Annotated in this window: 15 protein-coding genes; 2 read left to right on the forward strand and 13 right to left on the reverse strand. The window is 51.1% G+C overall.

The genetic code is table 11. The features are described 5' to 3' along the window. The 10 genes from AC0MA3_RS14785 to AC0MA3_RS14830 form a co-directional block, all read right to left on the reverse strand. A complete protein-coding gene (locus tag AC0MA3_RS14785; RefSeq protein ID WP_474656856.1) occupies window positions 1-615 on the reverse strand; it encodes a Maf family protein in 615 nt (204 codons plus the stop codon). A 35-nt stretch (window positions 616-650) separates the two neighbouring features. Then, a complete protein-coding gene (locus tag AC0MA3_RS14790; RefSeq protein WP_074086580.1) occupies window positions 651-896 on the reverse strand; it encodes a DUF4321 domain-containing protein in 246 nt (81 codons plus the stop codon). 330 nt (window positions 897-1,226) lie between these two features. Beyond that, window positions 1,227-2,402, reverse strand: a complete 1,176-nt coding sequence (locus tag AC0MA3_RS14795) for an SPOR domain-containing protein (protein WP_474656723.1) — start codon at window positions 2,400-2,402, stop codon at window positions 1,227-1,229. 102 nt (window positions 2,403-2,504) lie between these two features. Further along, a complete protein-coding gene (locus AC0MA3_RS14800) occupies window positions 2,505-3,686 on the reverse strand; it encodes a glycosyltransferase family 4 protein (RefSeq protein ID WP_474656724.1) in 1,182 nt (393 codons plus the stop codon). A gap of 192 nt (window positions 3,687-3,878) precedes the next feature. Then, entirely contained in the window at window positions 3,879-4,937 is a 1,059-nt protein-coding gene (locus AC0MA3_RS14805; RefSeq protein WP_474656725.1) for a GGDEF domain-containing protein, read from the reverse strand. 169 nt (window positions 4,938-5,106) lie between these two features. Beyond that, complete coding sequence (locus AC0MA3_RS14810) at window positions 5,107-6,267, reverse strand: GGDEF domain-containing protein (protein ID WP_474656726.1); 1,161 nt, start codon at window positions 6,265-6,267, stop codon at window positions 5,107-5,109. A 139-nt stretch (window positions 6,268-6,406) separates the two neighbouring features. Beyond that, window positions 6,407-7,783, reverse strand: a complete 1,377-nt coding sequence (murC, locus tag AC0MA3_RS14815) for a UDP-N-acetylmuramate--L-alanine ligase (RefSeq protein WP_474656727.1) — start codon at window positions 7,781-7,783, stop codon at window positions 6,407-6,409. A gap of 7 nt (window positions 7,784-7,790) precedes the next feature. Further along, entirely contained in the window at window positions 7,791-9,167 is a 1,377-nt protein-coding gene (locus AC0MA3_RS14820) for a bifunctional folylpolyglutamate synthase/dihydrofolate synthase (protein WP_474656728.1), read from the reverse strand. A 6-nt stretch (window positions 9,168-9,173) separates the two neighbouring features. Continuing rightward, a complete protein-coding gene (locus AC0MA3_RS14825) occupies window positions 9,174-11,810 on the reverse strand; it encodes a valine--tRNA ligase (RefSeq protein WP_474656857.1) in 2,637 nt (878 codons plus the stop codon). Window positions 11,811-12,469: 659 nt separating this feature from the next. Further along, the gene (locus tag AC0MA3_RS14830) at window positions 12,470-13,756 is read right to left on the reverse strand and encodes a LysM peptidoglycan-binding domain-containing protein (RefSeq protein ID WP_474656729.1); all 1,287 of its coding nucleotides are present in this window, start codon (window positions 13,754-13,756) and stop codon (window positions 12,470-12,472) included. A gap of 316 nt (window positions 13,757-14,072) precedes the next feature. Here AC0MA3_RS14830 and AC0MA3_RS14835 point away from each other — a divergent pair, with 316 nt between their 5' ends. Next, on the forward strand, window positions 14,073-15,314 hold the full coding sequence (locus AC0MA3_RS14835) for a GGDEF domain-containing protein (RefSeq protein ID WP_379159777.1): 1,242 nt from the start codon (window positions 14,073-14,075) through the stop codon (window positions 15,312-15,314). Window positions 15,315-15,440: 126 nt separating this feature from the next. On the opposite strand, the gene ypfJ is transcribed toward AC0MA3_RS14835, so the two are convergent. Then, on the reverse strand, window positions 15,441-16,289 hold the full coding sequence (ypfJ, locus tag AC0MA3_RS14840) for a KPN_02809 family neutral zinc metallopeptidase (RefSeq protein WP_379159774.1): 849 nt from the start codon (window positions 16,287-16,289) through the stop codon (window positions 15,441-15,443). A gap of 263 nt (window positions 16,290-16,552) precedes the next feature. Here ypfJ and AC0MA3_RS14845 point away from each other — a divergent pair, with 263 nt between their 5' ends. Next, the gene (locus AC0MA3_RS14845) at window positions 16,553-16,786 is read left to right on the forward strand and encodes a hypothetical protein (RefSeq protein ID WP_474656730.1); all 234 of its coding nucleotides are present in this window, start codon (window positions 16,553-16,555) and stop codon (window positions 16,784-16,786) included. 181 nt (window positions 16,787-16,967) lie between these two features. On the opposite strand, the gene AC0MA3_RS14850 is transcribed toward AC0MA3_RS14845, so the two are convergent. After that, window positions 16,968-17,906, reverse strand: a complete 939-nt coding sequence (locus AC0MA3_RS14850; RefSeq protein WP_474656731.1) for an RluA family pseudouridine synthase — start codon at window positions 17,904-17,906, stop codon at window positions 16,968-16,970. 20 nt (window positions 17,907-17,926) lie between these two features. Next, window positions 17,927-19,228 carry a glutamate-1-semialdehyde 2,1-aminomutase gene (gene hemL, locus AC0MA3_RS14855; RefSeq protein WP_474656732.1) on the reverse strand — a complete coding sequence of 434 codons (1,302 nt, stop codon included), beginning with the start codon at window positions 19,226-19,228 and terminating at the stop codon, window positions 17,927-17,929. Window positions 19,229-19,241 lie beyond the last annotated feature (13 nt).

Here is a 19,241-nt window from a genome sequence, read left to right on the forward strand (position 1 = left end):
CTAATGCGATCCTTGAAGATCAAGCACCGAGATGCCAAAATCGGACAACATCTCCCCAAGCAGGGACAGCGGCAATCCGACCACGTTAAAATAACAGCCTTCAATCCGTTCCACCAGGGTGGCACCCAGTCCTTGAATCGCATAGGAGCCGGCCTTATCAGCAGGCTCTCCGGTCGCTATGTAAGCGGAGATTTCATCCATGCTCATCGCTCTCATGGTTACAGAGGTTACCCGGTGCCGGACCACGGCCTTCTCTTCAGGCAACCCTATGCAGGCTACTCCGGTATACACCTGGTGTGTCCGGCCCTGAAGAAGCTTAAGCATAGCTGTGCTGTCCTGCGGGTCTACCGGCTTGCCGAGCACTTGGCCGTCCAGCACTACGATTGTGTCACTGCCAATGACAATGGCAGCACGTTCACCAGCGGAAGGCAGGACTGCCTCTGCTTTGCGGAGCGCTAGGCTGCGCACAATCTCCTCAGGTGCAAGACCTGGAGGTGTGCTCTCGTCCGCATCGCTTGATATGACCTCGAAGGGCAAGCCGAGCAGTGTTAACAGCTCACGGCGGCGCGGAGAACCTGAGGCAAGAATAATCAGTCTTGAGTTATCATACTCCACTGTAGTAACGTCCCTTCTGAAGTTAGCAGCGAATGCTACAGTCTCCGGTAGAGCCATAGGGCCGTAATAATTCCTGCAAGACTGAGCAGACACAATTTCAAATGAATAGTGATGTCATAGGTTATGATGTCCAAATCGGCTTGCGGCGACCATTTGAGTACAGTCGAGGCTGTAAGAAAAGACAAAGCTTTTACAGGTTCCAGCAGTTTGGCGATCCACGCCCCGGCCAGCCAGCCCAGAATTAGAAATAACAGCAGTATTCCCACATTTTTCTTCTTCATCTAAGTCTTCCCTCGCCATTTTTTGACACCCTAATTATTATACGGTGAAACGGAGTTCAACACAAACGTAAAATCCAGTCCGGAAATGATTACCACCCACCCATGAGTATTCTGAGCAGCACACCAGCCATTTGGCAGTTGACGTAGGGAAGTATGACTTGGGACCTGCGGATTTGACTACTATGCACCAGCGAACCAATCAGCCCCCCAGTGAAGGTGCCTTCACTGGCCTTCTAGGAACGGTCTATATTTCAAAAAAACAGCAATCCCCCGGCCGACGGGTTGCCGGAAACGGGGGATTACTGATTCCTATTTATGGGATCAAAGCATTCAAGACAGGGAAGCGAGCAGACTCTTCTGACCGGTGAGGAAGCTCATCATCGCCTCCTGCACCTCCCACAACAAACCTTGTGCTTGGTTCTTATTATACTCATTCAGCGCAGAAATCCCCTGGCTCATGGATTTCTCCAGTCCGGAACAGAGCTTCTGTGCTTCAGCCGGAAGTCCCGGCTCCAGTGCTTTGACCGCTTCGTACCAATGCATATGAAGAGTACTAATGTCTGTAGTATCCACCGCTTTACCCGGCCCGCTTAATTCGGACGCGGATAAGCTGCTGAGCTCACCCAGCAGCTTCCCGCTGGCCGCGAAGTAGTTGTTCACAGTCTCAGCCTTTCCGGTATAGACGGCTTTCTCCGCAGCAGGGAGCGATACTTCCCTGACATAAAGCTCAATACCCTGGTTCTTCAGACCGCTGCTGAGCAGCTTGGCCTGCTCACGGTCTGGCGACATCCCGGCATATACCCGGTTGCCGTCCGTTGGATCAAGACCGGCGGCAAGCCCCGCCGTCAGGAGTTCCTGACGGGCCTGCTCCGCCCCCTCCGGAGTACTGAACACACCGTACTGCAGGAGATAATAAGTCTGCGCTGCCACCTGCACCGGTATGTAGTTCAATCCAGCCTTCCCGCTCGTATCCTGCGGCAGTACGGCCGCTGTATCCTTTTCACCCGGAACGACGGCTGGGTTCGCACTAGGAATGTCAGAATTGCCTGTAAGGCTTCCGCCGCCTATAAAAGACAATGCTGCGTAGCCAAGCAGTATGCCGATCCCCAGTGCTCCGGCAATGGAAATGGCAAGTTTCCACCAATAGGAGGGACGCCGGGTGTGGTAGGAACCCCCGTAATCCCTTCCCGGCATGGAAAGATCACCATAAGCATCAGACTCTGTTGCCCATTCTGGACCATAGCTGCGTTCCCCTGACCTCCTGTCTTCATGCTCATGTACTGGAGCAACAGCAAATTGTGGTTCCTGTTCCCATAAATCAAGCCTTGAATCGGGTTGGAGAAACAATGGCAGCGGTTCTTCATATGTCCCGGTTCCATCACGCTTCCGCTCTATTTCCGTGTAATCCCTGGCAGTACCAAGCCCTGCTCCTGCCCTGTGCTCGATTGACCCTGGCTTTCTGGTGTGATCCACGTCAAACTTGAAAGTCATTCTTCCGTTATTCAAAGCACACACCTCACTATCGTCTATTCTATAAGGAAATATATGATAGACGAGAGAAGGATATGCTATTTTGATATAATTACATTCATTATCTTTAGTGTAGACTCAGACCAAACGCAGGAGTTTCGTGCGTACACTTTCGGCCTCATAATTGGCAAGCAGGGTTTGATAAGCTTGATCCGCAAGCGCTATTCCGCGTTCAGGATGCTGAAGAAGCTGAACCACATTGTCCGCAAAGGTTGCGGGATCATCGGCGATCATAATGTTCCGGGAATGTTCATAGAGCAGTCCTTCTGCACCTTTCGTGGTTGAGACGACGGGGGTCTTCAGCGCCCAGGCCTCCAGAATTTTCAGGCGGGTACCGCTTCCCTCTAATAAGGGGGCAATGACAACCTGAGCTTTGCGCACATAATCCGCAACACTATCAACATAACCGGTGATCACAATCGAAGGATCATTGTCAGCCAATGCTGCGACCTCCGGGTGCACATCCCTGCCTACGATGTACCACTTGATTCCCGGCACCTTCAATTTGATGAGCGGGTAAATCTCGCGGTTGAAATAGACTGCTGCGTTAACATTCGGAAAGTAGTTCATATTACCAGGTAAAATAATCCATTTTTCTTTGAGACTTTTCACGTTAGCCTGGTAGTCGCCCATACGTATAAAGTTGGGAATCACATGGACCTTATGTGAATTTCCGAGAGATAGTGATTTGAACGCCAGGCCATCCTGCTCCGATGTGGTCAGCAGCAGATTCGTCTTGTCCATCAGCTTGAGCTCATCCCGCTTCGTCCATACTGCATTAAGGGTATAAAACAGCTTTGCAGCCCCCTTCTTCCCGGCAGCCAGCTGTCCGGAGAGTCCGCTCTCGAAATTGTGGGCATCCGTCGTAATTACGGCATCTGGCAGTGCTTGACGAACGATATCAATGCAGCTTCCCAGCAGGCTATGGGATATGAAAATATGGCTGTAGCTGTTCTCACGGCACAACTCCGTGATCTTACTGCGCATGTCTACGTCCACATGACTCATATAGGAACTGTTGCGCCATTTATATAGCGAACGGAGCATGGCTTTGCGGTAATTCATGGTTCGTTCTACTTCATATATTGCAAGTCCCGGAGTTTCCTCCTTTTCTGCTGAAGACCTTGTATTGCTGTAAGTAAGCAGATCCACATCATATTTGACCAGTAAAATATTCAGGATATTGCCAGTTCTCAGCTTGCCGCCGCTGTCCTGGGGAAAAGGATTCTCGGCAGATATGAACAGTAATTTCTCCCTCATTATTAATGTCTCCTACTCTCCTATAGTCTTTATCTATCTATGTGTTTAGGATATATTACCCCAAACTGCATCGTTTTTTTGTCGTTTCATGTATTTTCCAAAAATAATTTCAAAAATATGGATTTCCACACGAAAAAGCGCTCCTGACCCGGCTGAGGTGAAGGAACGCTCCTGTTATTCTCATTATGCAGATTATGGACTACCGGCTGTTTCACGGCTTCGTACCACTCGGTTTCTTCCTTGCTGCTTGGCTTGATACAACGCTGCATCGCTCAGTCTGTACAAAGTGTTCAAAGCTGCCCGCTCCCCCGGGTAGACCGTGATGATTCCGATACTCACGGTGTATGGCATCGGAACGCCATCAATCACCGCATCCAGTACACAGCGGCGCAGCTGTTCAGCGGTGCTGCCGCTGGCTTCCTCATCCGCGCAATGCAGCAGTACAGCAAATTCCTCACCGCCAAATCTGCCGAACAGATCGTTACCGCCAAGCTGGCCTTGTATTTTGCGGGCAAAATCCCCAAGCACCTTATCTCCGGTATCATGTCCATAGGTATCATTCACCTTTTTGAAATGATCGATATCGAGCAATAGAAAAGAAAAAGGCATATTCCCTTTAACCGAATCGGCAAGCCTGTTGCGGGCCCGTTGTACGAATGCCCCCCGGTTAAGAATACCGGTCAGTTCATCGTAAGTGGCGACCCGTTCCAGCTCCGCATAGGATTGTTCGCGGGACAGGAGCATGAATCCTGAAGTTCCCAGAAACATCAGCAAATAAATACCGATATAGTACAAGGTTTGAAGGAAGTCAGGTATGAAAGAGTTACCAGCCGACGGTGTAGAGAACGTGAAAACTGCCTGCCCCAGCAAAATCAGGATCACTATTCCGTAGAGCAGGCCCATCATTTCCTGCAACGGTGTTTTTTTGCCTTTTACGCTTAAAATGTAGACGGGATACACTATAAACAACACCCCGGACAGACTTGCCAAGGGGATATTCAGCGGCCGGTAAGGAAACAGGATATACATAAGAATCAGGGCAAACGCAGATAACCCTGTCAGGGAAAAATAATAGCTTTTGACCCGGCCCGAATAGGCACCCAGCAGCTTAAGCAGGGAGACAGCTTCCGCTGTACCCGCTGCCAACCCCAGGAGGATGTTAACCGGTAGAGTGAACCTTCGGTCCAGAAAAGGCTCAAGTATCAAGAGCAGTACGATGACCAGTTGAAGAAGCTTGGCCACCACAAACATTCGGGAGGCTTCATCCTTTGACCGTCGTGAACGGTAAGCTATTACAAGAAGCACTGTAAAAGAATTCCCGAAAAACAAACAAACCAGCAATGTCTTCAGATCCAGATGAACGGCTATCCAACTCACTCCTTGTTCATGGAATCGCAGGCGTGCCGGAGTCCCAGCCATTCTAACTGGAATGCACTACACAGTTTCGGCCTAACTGCTTCGCCTGATACAATGCCAGGTCACTAAGCTTATACAGCCTGTCCAGGCTAGTGGAGGGATCCGGAAGGACTGTGACGATACCAATGCTGACTGTGTACTCCCCAGGATACGTAAAGCTGGAGGCGCCCTCCTCAACAGCTTGCCTGAGCCGTTCAGCCTTGCGGCTGCTGCCCTCTTGGTCCAGTCCGCACAGCAGAACAGCGAATTCCTCTCCGCCCACTCTGCCAAACAGGTCATAGGTACTGAGATTATTCTGGATCGTGAGTACGAAATCCTGCAGGACTGCATCGCCAACGTCGTGGCCTTGTGTGTCATTCACTCTTTTAAAATGGTCAAGATCCAGCAGCAGCAGCGAGTAAAGCTCCTGTTGTTTTACTGCATGCAGCAGCTTCTGTTCTGCTTTCTGCATAAAAGCCCTGCGGCCCAGAATACCGGTCAGCCCGTCATAAGTTGCCATTCTCTTCAACTTCTCATAGGCATGCTCATTGGATAACAGAATAAAGGAGGATGATCCTACGATCAGCAGAAAGAACATACCCAGAAAATATAGATATTGTGGCAGGTTGGGCGACAGTGCCCCCATACCGGGATCCAGAAATAGTGCAGCCATAGACCGGATCAGCATCGCCGCCGCAAAAATGTAAAATATGAAGCCCAACATTCTCTGCAATGGGGAGCCTTTCCGGTTAGCCGTCAAATGGTAGGCGGGATAAATCACAAACAAAACTACCCACAGCGATGTGGTCGCGACCCTTATATTCGGTCTGTTAAAATAAAGCCCAACTATTCCGTAACTGATCACACTACAAACCGAAAGGGTCCAATAATACAACTTAGCCCTGCGTCCCAGCAGACCCATCATCAGAAGAAGCGCAGCAATCTCCAATCCTCCCCCGGCAAGAATAAGAGCATTGCTGAGCGGGATTGCCAGATAACGCGGCACCGTATCCCATAGCAGGAACGAGGACCAATAGGCCACTTGCAGCCATTTCGCTGCTATAAAAAGGGCGGAAGCCTTGTCTCTGGATGAATCCAGACGATAGAAGCTGGTCAGTAAGGCAATAAATAGATTTCCAAAAATAAATAGGTATAACAGTGTTCGAATATCAAGCTCAAGTACCATTAGTCACACCACCATGTGCGCGGGAATAAATGAATGCATGTCCCATAACAAGCAGAAACGGCATAGCCGCTCCTTCAGTATAAAGAGCAGTATCCGTTTCTGTGTAAAATGTACAAATATTAGATTGTAGAATCGTGATTTACTTTTTTTTCAATTCCTCTGCAAGTGCATACCCAACCTTCCAAATGTCTCCTGCTCCCATCGTAATCACGAGATCGCCTGGAGCAATCCGGCCTTGCAAGTCAGCCAATACAGCTTCCTTCGTCGGCAGATGTCTTGCACTGGCATTGCTGTTCTGGATGATTAATTCTACCAGTTTGGCGGAACTTACGCCTTCAATCTGTTTCTCTCCGGCTGGTGAATAAATGTCAGTGAGTATCACTTCATCCGCTTCACTGAAAGCACGGCTGAAGGCATCCAGCAGGAAAAAGGTCCGTGTATAGCGCTGCGGCTGGAATACGGCAATAATCCTTTTACCCGTTGCCTTGGCTGCGCTGATTGTTGCTTGAATTTCTGTGGGATGATGGGCATAATCATCAATGACTAGAATATCATTGACCTCCCCAAGCACTTGAAAGCGACGTTTGGCCCCATGGAATTTCAGGATGGACTCTGCAATCGCCTGGAATGGAATTCCGGCTTTCAGACAAGCAATCACTGCCGCCATGGAGTTGTACAAATTGTATTTTCCTGGAATGGACAGCTCAATGCGTCCCAGTACTTCACTGCCAAAATTCATAGTATAGGCTACCTGGCGGTCACCTAATACGATGTCCGTCGCAATGTAATCCGCAGCCGCCGAATGAATACCGTAGGTGATGACGTTGCCCTTGACCTCAGGCAATAACGCGGTTGCTGTTTCGTCATCTGCACATACAATTGCCGTCCCATCCTCACGCATCTGATTCATAAATTGAACGTAAGCAGCTTTCAGGCGGCCGAAATCCCCACCGTAATTCTCCAGATGATCCGCTTCAATGTTCGTTACGATCCCCAGCCAAGGATGGTACTGCAGGAAGGAGCCATCACTCTCATCTGCCTCGGCTACGACGAACTCCCCTTGTCCCGCTTTGGCATTCGTGCCGACATTCATAATTTCCCCGCCAATGATATAGGTAGGGTCTACTCCGCAATCCTCCATAATCAGTGCAATCATGGAAGAGGTGGTGGTTTTGCCGTGAGCACCAGCAATAGCCACGCCCTTCCGTTCGTTCAGCAGCCGTGCCAGCATTTGCGAGCGGTGAAGGACCGGAATCTTGAGCCGCTCCGCTTCTACCCATTCCACATTATCACTTGAAAGGGCCGTAGAGTATACGACAAGGTCCGCGCCTTTTACCTGCTCGGCCGTATGTCCAATATATACTTTGGCACCTTTGGCTATTAATTTCTCGGTCAATTCCTGAGCCGCCACGTCGGAGCCCGTAACCGTATATCCCATTTCCAGCATTACCCGGGCAATCGCGCTCATACCATAGCCGCCGATCCCTATAAAATGCACACGTTCAGTAGTATCCAACAGTTCGTCACCAGCCTTTTTCAGAATTGGGTTGCCGTAAAAGCGTACTGCGCACATCAGAAATCAAATACAGCGTTCCGGAGACGACTGCAAGGTCTTTCTCCGCTGTGATCGACTGCAGAAGCTGCAGCGCCCGGCCCCAATCATGTTCTACTATGATTTTCAAATTTTCCTTGGCATATTTCTCACGCAAACCCTCTGCGATAGCCTGCAGATCTTCTGCGTCCATTTTCTTCCGGAAATCCGGCTCGGTCAGGATGAGCGTATCCACTATAGGCAGTATATGCTTAAAGTATGACTCATGATGCTTATTTGCCAGCATCCCCATTAGCAAATTTAAATGTTCGTACTTATAAAACTGCGGCAAGCTTTTGGCAAGACTCTCCGCACCTTCGGGGTTATGAGCCCCATCCAGTACAATTCTAGGAGAAGTGTTCACTTCCTCCAGTCTTCCCGCCCAAAAGGTGCTGCGAAAGCCTTTAAGTACATCCTCGTCTTCCAGCATAAATGCCATGTATTGACGCAAGACCTCCAGCGCCATCATCGCTCCGGCTGCATTTCCGATCTGATGCTCGCCCTTCATAGCGATATCAAGCTCAAGCGACCTGAAAGGACCATGGAAGGTAAAAGACTGCAGCCCCTCTGTCACTGAAGCGTTGCTGTAGCTGAAATCTTCTCCGGCGAGATAGAGTGTGGATCTGCTGGCGGAGGCTTTTGCCTTGAGCACCGCTATCGCCTCCGGCTGGCTTACACAGCTAACCGCAGGAACACCCGGTTTGATGATTCCGGCTTTTTCCCCCGCGATCTCTTCCACGGTGTCCCCCAGAACATCGGTGTGATCGTGACCGACATTGGTAATGATAGACACAATCGGAGTGACAATGTTCGTTACATCCAGCCTTCCCCCAAGACCAGTCTCCCATACGACTACATCGGGATAACAGACTTCCGCATAATAGAGAATGGCCAGAGCGGTAGCGACTTCGAACATTGTAGGCGAGCCCATCTCACTCTGTGCAATCTCTTCGACCAGCGGATGCAGCTTGTTCGCAAGCTCTGTCAGCACCTCTTCAGGAATATCCGCTCCATTATACTGAAAACGGTTCGTGAATTTGGTGATGTAAGGAGACGTGAAAGTTCCTACGCTGTACCCGCTGTTCAAGAGCACGCTGGTCAAAAAAGCGCAGGTCGAGCCTTTGCCGTTCGTACCCGCCACATGAATGAATTTCAGCTTACGCTGAGGTTGGCCCAGCAGCTCCATCAGACGTTCAATCCGTTCCAGACCCGGACGGATGCCAAAAGGAATCAACCCGTTAATCCAATCCACTGCTTCTGTATAAGAACTTAAGGGAGCGGTTCCGCCGCTCCCGATCCACTCATCCATAGTCGTTTATCCTCTCAGCTCTGCGATGCGGGCCAGCACTTTTTCACGTTTGGCAGAGTAATCCGCCTGCTTTGCCCGTTCCTCTTCGATGACTTTAGCCGGTGCTTTGGCGACAAAGCCCTGATTGCCAAGCTTCTTCTCCACGCGTTCTACTTCGCTGTTTAGGAGTTCCACTTCTTTTTCCAGACGGATAATTTCCTGATCGATATCAATCAGACCTGCCAGCGGCAGCAGAAGCTCTGCTCCCGTAATCACAGCGGACATGACCTTATCCGGTGTGATTGGCTCAAGTCCAGCTTCAAAAGAAGAGGTATTGCAGAAGCGCCCAATGTAATTTTCATTTTTGGTGATGATGCTCAGGGTTTCCTCGCTGGAAGCTTTAATGATCAGCTCCACTTTTTTGCTCATCGGAACATTAACTTCAGCACGGACATTACGGACTGCACGGATCACATCCATCAGCAGATTCATTTCCGCCACAGCCTGCGGCTGCTCCAGGGAAGTTTCGTACTTCGGCCATTCGGCCAGAGTGATGGTATCCCCTTCATGCGGCAGATGCTGCCAGATTTCTTCGGTGATGAACGGCATGAACGGATGAATCAGACGCAGCGTACGGTCAAGCACATAAGCAAGCACCGATTGGGTCTTGGCCTTGGCAGCAGCATCCTCTCCATAGAGCGTAAGCTTGGAGAATTCGATGTACCAGTCGCACAAGTCATCCCAGATGAAGTTGTACAGGAGACGGCCAGTCTCGCCATACTCGTATGCGTCAATTAGACGCGTAATATCGCGAGAAGTTTCGTTCAGACGATGTAAAATCCAGCGGTCTGCTGTCGAAAGCTCACCTGTAATGTCAATATTTGCAAAGCTCACGCCTTCCAGATTCATAAGCGCAAAGCGTGAGGCATTCCATATTTTATTGGCAAAGTTACGAGCCTGCTCTACCTTCTCTATACGGAAACGAAGATCCTGGCCCGCCGTGATCCCCGTAGAAATCATATAGCGCATGGCATCTGCACCATATTGTTCAATAACATCCAGCGGATCAATCCCGTTGCCGAGGGATTTGGACATTTTGCGTCCTTCAGCATCGCGTACCAAACCGTGCATGAATACATCGGAGAACGGCTTTTGACCGGTGAATTCAAGCGCGGAGAAGATCATACGTGCTACCCAGAAGTAAATGATGTCATAGCCGGTAACCAGCACATTGTTCGGATAAAAGCGCTGATAGTCGCTGCTGCTCTCATCCGGCCAGCCCAGCGTGGCAAAAGGCCACAGGTTGGAGCTGAACCAGGTATCTAGAACGTCCTCATCCTGCTTCAGGTCATCAAGACCGCTGATTTCGCGGGCTTCCTCTTCGGTATAGGCTACAAACACTTCACCCGTAGACTCTGAGTACCAGGCAGGGATGCGGTGTCCCCACCACAATTGACGGGAAATACACCAGTCACGCACATTTTCGATCCAGTTCAAATAGGTCTTTTCAAAACGTTCAGGCACGAAGTTGACGCCTTCACCATTTTTCTGTGCAGTAATAGCGGCTTCAGCCAGCGGCTGCATTTTTACAAACCACTGGGTGGACAGATAAGGCTCAACTACGGCTCCTGAACGTTCACTGTGTCCAACCTGGTGTATATGGTCTTCAATGGAAACCAGGACGCCCTGTTCCTTGAGGTCCGCAACGATATTCTTGCGGCATTCACTGCGGTCCTGACCTTGATATGGACCCGCTTCCCCATTCATGGTTCCGCTCTCGTCCATCACATTAATCTGTGGCAGGTTGTGGCGCAAACCTACTTCAAAGTCATTCGGATCATGGGCCGGTGTGATCTTCACCGCTCCGCTTCCGAAGTCCTTCTCCACATAGTCGTCGGCAATAATCGGAATCTCACGGCCAATGATCGGCAGAATCAGGGTTTTGCCAATAAGATCTTTATAACGTTCATCCTTGGGATGTACCGCCACCGCTGTATCGCCAAGCATCGTCTCCGGACGTGTGGTCGCTACAGTAATGAAGCCGCTGCCGTCTTTAAGCGGGTAACGAAGGTGATACAGATGTCCGTTAACTTCCTTATATTCCACTTCGATATCCGACAAAGCCGTACGTGCGGCCGGGTCCCAGTTAATAATCCGTTTCCCGCGGTATATCAAGCCTTTGCGGTACAACTCAACAAATACCTGCCGCACCCCACTGGACAATCCTTCATCCAGTGTAAACCGCTCGCGTGAATAATCCAGGGACAAGCCCATCTTGGCCCACTGCTCATGAATCGTCTCCGCATATTGATCCTTCCAGGCCCATACCTGCTCCAGGAATTTTTCACGTCCCAAGTCATGCCGGGAAATGCCCTGCTGGCGCAGCTTCTGCTCCACCTTGGTCTGGGTAGCAATACCCGCATGGTCCGTTCCAGGCAGCCATAGCGTATCGAAGCCCTGCATCCGCTTCGTGCGGATCAGAATATCCTGCAGTGTGAAATCGAGCGCATGCCCGATATGCAGCATACCCGTCACATTCGGCGGGGGAATAACAATACTATAGGCTTCCGCTTCCGGGCGTTTGCCGGCTTCGAAGAAGCCATTCTCCATCCAGTATGCATACCATTTCTGCTCTGCCGCCTTCGGATCGTATGTGGTCGGCATATCGCTCTGTTTGCTGCCCGGCGCCTGCGGCTGTGCGGTATCCTGCAAATCAGGCAGCTCAGCCGTTTTGTTCTTGTGATCAGCCATTGTTGAACCCTCCATTTGAATAGCATGTTATAAAAAGAACGGCCAGCCGCCCTCTGAAAGAAGGGGCACCCGTTTCTTGGGTATATAAGGACTCTTTATAGCGTGAAGCATATAAATCCTTATATTTAAACACAAAAAGACCCTTCGTCTCAAAGGACGAAAGGTCATTCTTTCGCGGTACCACCTTTGTTTCGCACTATACAAAAATAAACCTTCGCCCCGGTTCCTCACGGTTCCGAAAGCTTAGCGCGACACTCATGCAGATAACGGCTGCGTCCGGCCACATCCTAACCTGTGCATCATATCTGCGCAGCAGGCTTAGAAGGGCGACTCCGGGGCGACTTCGGGGGCTGCATCCTGCGGAAGTTCACAGCAATTACATATTCCGCTCTCTGAAGGGCTGACCGCCTACTCTTCCCGTTCCCAGTCTTTCGCTTTTACTTAATCCCATAATACATTCAGGACTATTCCTAGTCAACCAGCATATGCACAAACTGCGGGTCTTATACCATATTCCGCACCCATACAAAAATCCCGGCCATATGCGGCCGGGATTCCTATTAGAGCTTGGTTCAGGGAATGTAAAGCACCTGACCTTCCTCCACGTTCTGTCCGGTGAGGCGGTTGTACATCACCAATTCCCTTGCACTTAACTGATATTTCTCGGCAATCGTGTCGAGTGTTTCTTCCCGCTGGACAATGCAGAGCCGGACTTTGCGGAATAAATCCGCGCTACCCCGGCCCCCGATGAACCGGCTCTTCCATTCTGTATTATTGCCGGCATCTGAAGCTGCTGCTGGAGGAGCCAGCTCCTGGGCGCGCTGGTCCTCCTGTTCCTTGCGTGACCGGCTGGAGCTGAGCAGGGAAGAGAATGTAAGATGCTCCCGCTCCTCTTCCTTCTGTTCTTTCTTGCTGCCAAGGCCAATCTTCAGATCAGGTTTCTCCTCAGTTGCAGGCTCGACATCAGGGGCTGCAAATGCCCCATTGTTCTCCTTCTCCGGCAAGGATTCCGCTTCCGATACGGATTCAGCTTCAGCCGGTAAGCTTGCTGCGTTTTCAGCAGCTTCCTGGAGGTGTGAAGGCTCTTCCCGATCCACAGAATGGATTTCTGCAACCGGTCCGCTCGCCATAGACTCCCACACCTCCGCATTGCCCGCATTATCTGAATGGGCATCGAGACTGTGGGTCCGTACCTTGGGTTCCTTGTCCTTTTGCTGCGGCTCGGAAACCGCAGCAGGCTGGGTGTATTCCGATTCTTCCGGAAACACTGGATTTGACCCAAGAGCAGGAGCTTCCACAGCGGCAACATTGCCATGTCCGCTTCCTTGATCGTGTGCAGGGATATCCGTCGCTCCTTCACCATAGGTCCAGAGCGAATTCTCATAGAGTGCATCATTTTCACGTTCACGCTTGTCAGCAGGAGCTTCCTGTAGCTTCTCCTCGTCTTCGGCAGAATAAGCTACTGTATACTCTTCCTGCTGCCAGGCTGGCTGCGCATCACCACTCCCGATTCCGCGGAGGGAAAGTACACCTGTGATATTGACCGTGCGCATCGTAAGCAGGTCAATATCAAAGTTCTCGATCTCCACCCCTATGTCTTCAAGCGAGCTGACCCGGGTCAGCGGAACTGTGATTTCTACGGGAATCGCATGTTCCAGACGCTGGGTCCGGTCATCTTCTCCGCGGTAGAGTCCGGTAAGCAGCAATTGGCCGTACAGCTCGGCACGATCCTCCCGCTGAATTACCTGGATATCCGGAATCAGCTCAACCTCTTCCAGCTCAGCGATTCCCGGAAGTTCTGCAGGCAGATGAATGCGTTCATAAATATCAAACCGCAAGCCATGGGACTGGTCAAACACGGGAAATGTCCTCCTTCTTGGCATAATCTAACCCTGAGACAAGCCCAGAGCATAAGCCCAAAATGTTACTCCCCTCATGTATATGCTTAAATCCCTTAGGCATGACAACTTTGGACACAGCCTCGGTGATTAGAGAACGCCTTCTCCTTAAGCCATTTGGGTACCCTGGAATATATTCATCGTGACGAACAAAATATTATATGAACAGCTCCCGGACCGAGACATGGATAAATGACAAACTTTCTATAAATAACTTTTTATCACAACCCCAAATTTCGGTTATAATCGGTATAACTCCTGAAAGGAAGTCAACGTTATGTCCAAAGCAAGGGTATTTGACCTTTTTCTATTTACCGCCTCTGTGGCCATCGCTTTCAGTGCGAGGCACGCTGTGGTGTTAGACCATACATACTTCACGGCTCTGTTATTATACTGGGCTTTCTCCAGTTTCTATTATCAATTGCGTATTGTGACCCGAAGCGGCAACTCCAATATAGATTATGCGATCAGTTACACCTCGTCATTCGGGATTTTTGCAGGGCCTCTGGGGACGTTTCTGTTCGAGGTGCTGTACCGGTTTACCGTGTTTATCTATAAAAAGAAGACCAAAACTGCAGACCCCGGAGAATTCCTGGACACTTTCTACAATATCGGTTCTTTCACGATTGGCGGCTCGGCGGGATACTACCTCTACACTCTGCTCCATCCTTATGCCGCTCATGTGCCTTTGGGCTACTGGCTGCTGTTTCTCCTGGTAGTCTGTGTGACTACGCTGGTGTCCTCGAGTTTCCTGACAATTACCTTTGCACTCTCAGGTGATATCACCACCCGCAAAGAAGCCATCAACCTTCTGCTACGCAGCAGAAATCTGTTGGACTTCAGCAAGGTGGCCTTGACCAATGCCTTGCTACTGCGTCTGCTCCTGATGGGAAAGTGGGAAATGCTCATAGCGCTCTTCATGCTGAACTATATCGTGAGCATCTCCTTCTATTCCAAATCCCAAAGCGCCCAGCATAAATTTGAACGGGACAAATTTGAGCAGATGGCCTACCGTGACTTTTTGACCGGAGTCTTCAACCGTGCTCATATGGATAAAATGATGAAAGAGTTGAACCACAGCGGGGAATGTATTGGTATCGTTGTGGCGGACCTGGACCGGTTCAAAAAAATCAACGATACCTACAACCATGCCGTCGGCGACCGGGTGATCATCCACTTTGCCAATACGCTAAATTCACATATGCAGGAAGAGGACATTCTGTTCCGCAGCGGCGGTGAAGAATTCACCATGTTCCTTAGACATAAATCCTTCGAAGATTGCTATGCGCAGATTCAGGGGATTCTTGACACCATTACCGGACACAGCGTCACCGCGGAGTATGAGGACGAGCGGATCCAGGTGGTGTATTCAGCTTCCTTCGGGCTCTATTATTACAAGGCGGAAGCCGGTCAGAAGACCTCTATGGAAAAGGGATATGTATATGCCGATCAGCTGCTTCTCGAATCCAAAAGGCTGGGCCGCAACCGGCTGTCTTACAAAAATGAGCTTGAATCCTAAACTGAAAGTATGTATGTAACGGCTGCGCTGTCCTTCGCTGGACAGCGCAGCCGTTTTGAGTATAAGGTTATCCCTCAAGCTGCAGCCGATCACCGGATGAAGCAGAGGTTCCACCGCCTGCTTTATCTAAAGCTGGGCCGCATTAAAGGTATCGCCGCCTTCAATAGTACCGGAATCGAAGCCCTTGTAGAACCAGCGCTTCCGCTGCTCCGAAGTGCCGTGGGTGAAGCTGTCGGGTACCGCATAGCCTTGAGCCTGCTTCTGGATCGTGTCATCTCCGACCGCGCTCGCTGCCGTCAGCGCCTCATCCAGATCTCCCTCTTCCAACAAATTCATCCCCTGTGCATGCTTGGCCCAGACACCAGCCAGGTAATCGGCCTGGAGCTCAAAACGCACCTGGTATTTATTATATTCTTTCTCGCTCAAGCTCTGGCGGAGCGAGTCCAATTTCTTCGTAGTGCCCAGCAGCGTCTGCACATGGTGTCCCACTTCGTGGGCAATCACATAGGCCATAGCAAAATCCCCCGGGGCCTTGAACCGCTGCTGCAACTCGTCATAAAAGCTGAGGTCAATGTACAGTTTGGCATCACCTGGGCAATAAAACGGCCCCACTGCTGAAGTTGCCGTTCCGCAGGCCGAATCTACACTGCCGCTATAGAGCACAAGTGTTGGATCTGTGTAAGTCTTCCCCTCTTCCTGGAAAACCCCCGTCCACACCTCCTCCGTATCCGCCAGCACAACAGATACAAAGTCCGCCAGCTCCTTCTCCTGAGCCGTTTGTTCATAAGGTGCGGAAGTATTGGTGCCGCCGGACGAGAGGCCTCCAAGAATATCTCCGACATTCCCACCACTGAGCAGTGTCACTATTACAACAATGATGATGCCACCTATTCCGCCCCCGATCATTTTCCCGCCTCCGCCCATTCCACGGCGGTCCTCCACATTTGAGCTTCCTCTTCTGCCCTGCCACTTCATGATGTATCCCCCCGTCATATATGCATCGTCTATTCTCATGCAAGCAAATCCTATTCCTATTAGTGTTATACCCAAAATCCGTTAGCTTGCTTATCATCACAGCAGCCAGTTTCTTACATGCAGTTAGCTTTCTGTTTCCATCCAGGTTAAAAAGCTTTTGGTCTTGTAGTTCAAGGCGTCACCCTCTACGGCGGACTTGAATATGCTGTTGCATTGTTTGTTCCAGAAATTTAAGCTCCGACACTAAAAAGGAGGCTGATGGCATGATAAGCGCTGATCCTGTATATCAGATTTTGAAAGTATTTGATCAAGAGATGGAGCCCGTACACCAGCAAGCAGGAGTGGACCCAAGAGATTTCCAAACTGTGCTGAAGCATATTCATGAAGCCGGCTATATCTCTGCCGGTAAATTGACTCAAGCCGGTCAAAGCTACATTCAGGCGTATGAACGCAGGTTCACCTCCAGTCAGCACGAGACGCAGCAGAATCCACTTTAGGTACCACTCGAACAGTAATCCGTTTAATGTGCCATAACATGAATAAAAGCCCCGCAAAGCTGTGCCGGAGCGCAGCCTTGCAGGGCTTTTGACTTAATTATTAGAGTACACATGATATGCTGAACCACGAGAACAGCATGAGTCTGGATCTTATCGAACAGTCATGGTTCTCACAGGACACTTATGGCTTCCGCCCCGGTGCCAATTGTTCACGCAAATGCAGCATATCTTCAGGCCACGGATCGGCTACTTCCAGCTGTTCTTTGGTCCATGGATGACTGAATGCAAGCCGTTCACCATGCAGTGCCTGTCTTTCGGTTCCGCTGGAATGGGAAAGTCCGCCTGCACTCCAGGAGGGTCCGTCGTACAAAGCATCCCCGAACAGCGGATGGCCCGCATGGCTTAAATGAACACGAATCTGATGCGTCCGCCCGGTTTCAAGCTGCACCTTAAGCACGGTACCGCCCTGCAGAACCTCGCGGTCAATGATCCGCGTTACTGCATCCTGACCGCCCGGAGAGACCCGCCGGCGCGAAGCATGATGGCGGTCGCGGCCAATCGGGGCATCCACAACCTTCAGTCCGGGCGGTACGATGCCTTGGACGATCGCGGCGTACAGCCGAGAGACGGATTTGGCACGCATATCCTCGTCAAGTACGAGCTGTGCATACTCATTCTTCGCGTACATTACCGGGCCTGTTGTGTCCTTGTCCAGACGGTGAATATGGCGTACGGCCACTCCCCCGCCCGAAGCCGCATAATGTCCGGCAACTACATGATCCAGAGTGATCTCACTGCCGGTGCCGTCCGGGTGGACAGCCATACCCGCAGGCTTATGGACGACAAGGCAGAAGTCATCCTCGAACAGCACTTCAAGCGCCGCCCACACCGGCTCGATTCCTGCCTCACGAAAAGGGAACATTCTCAGCCGCAGGCGGTCTCCCTTCCACTGAATACCGCCCTCGCGGTGCAATCTTGTATGAAGCTTAGCGGGAATGCCCACGGTCTCCAGCAGCCACTTGTCAATGGCAGCCGCCGGATCTGAAGCAGAGGTAATCACCCGCCCTGGCATGGCTTCCAGCCATTCCCCGCGGCGTGTCCAGGACCCGCCGCCTGTCACGGATGTCTCCTTCTCTGCCGTCACAGGGATTTCAAGGCCTGGTAGTGGGCCTCCAGCGTATCATCGATATCCTGCTCGCTATGTGCGGCAGAGACGAACATGCCTTCAAATTGTGATGGCGGAACACTGATGCCCTGATCCAGCATTTTACCGAAATAGGTACGGAACCGTTCCAGATCACTGGCTTTGGCCGTATCGTAATTGGTCACCGGGCCTTCGGTGAAGAAAGGACAGACCATGGAACCGACACGGTTAACTGTGAGCGGGATACCCGTCTCGGCCGCATTGCGCTTTAGTCCAGCTTCCAGACGCGCACCGAGAATCTCCAACCGGTCATACACCTCCGGTGTCAGGAGGTTAAGGGTTGTCAGACCCGCTGCCATCGCCAGCGGATTACCACTGAGTGTCCCCGCCTGATAGATCGGGCCGGTTGGGGCAATCTGCTCCATGATTTCTCTTTTGCCGCCATAGGCGCCTACCGGAAGGCCTCCGCCAATAACTTTGCCGAAGCAGGTAAGATCCGGCTCCATGCTGAACAGTCCCTGGGCACAGCCCCGGTTCACCCGGAACCCGGTCATTACTTCATCAAAAATGAGCAGCGCGCCATAACCTGTAGTCACCTTGCGCAGACCTTCCAGAAATCCCGGAAGCGGAGGCACGACGCCCATATTTCCGGCAATCGGTTCTACAATTACAGCAGCAATCTCGTTGCCGAAGCGTTCGAAGGCGATTTTGACTCCCTCCAGGTCATTGTAAGGCACAGTGATCGTATTCATAGCCACACCTTCAGGCACACCAGGACTATCTGGCAATCCAAGTGTAGCTACACCCGAACCGGCTTTGATCAGCAGACTGTCCGCATGTCCATGGTAAGAGCCTTCGAACTTGAGGATTTTGCTGCGTCCGGTATAGCCCCGCGCCAAGCGGATCGCACTCATTGTGGCTTCTGTACCGGAATTGACCATGCGTACGATATCAACCGAATGAACTCGTTCCACCACAGTTTTGGCCATTCCTGTCTCCAGCAGTGTCGGTGCGCCAAAGCTTGTCCCTTTGACTGCCGTCTCCTGCAGCATCTTGACCACTTCAGGGTGGGCATGGCCCATAATCAGCGGACCCCAGGAACAGACATAGTCAATAAAGCTGTTGCCGTCGATATCATAAATGCGTGAACCCGCACCGTGATCTACATAAATTGGGGTCAGCCCCACGGATTTGAACGCCCGTACCGGACTGTTCACACCCCCAGGGATGTACTGTTTAGCCTCGTCAAAAGCCTTGCGGGAAGCCTCTTCCCGCCGTGCCAAAGGCAAATTGCTCATTGTCACCACTCCT

It is taken from the genome of Paenibacillus sp. LS-5 (assembly GCF_056121505.1).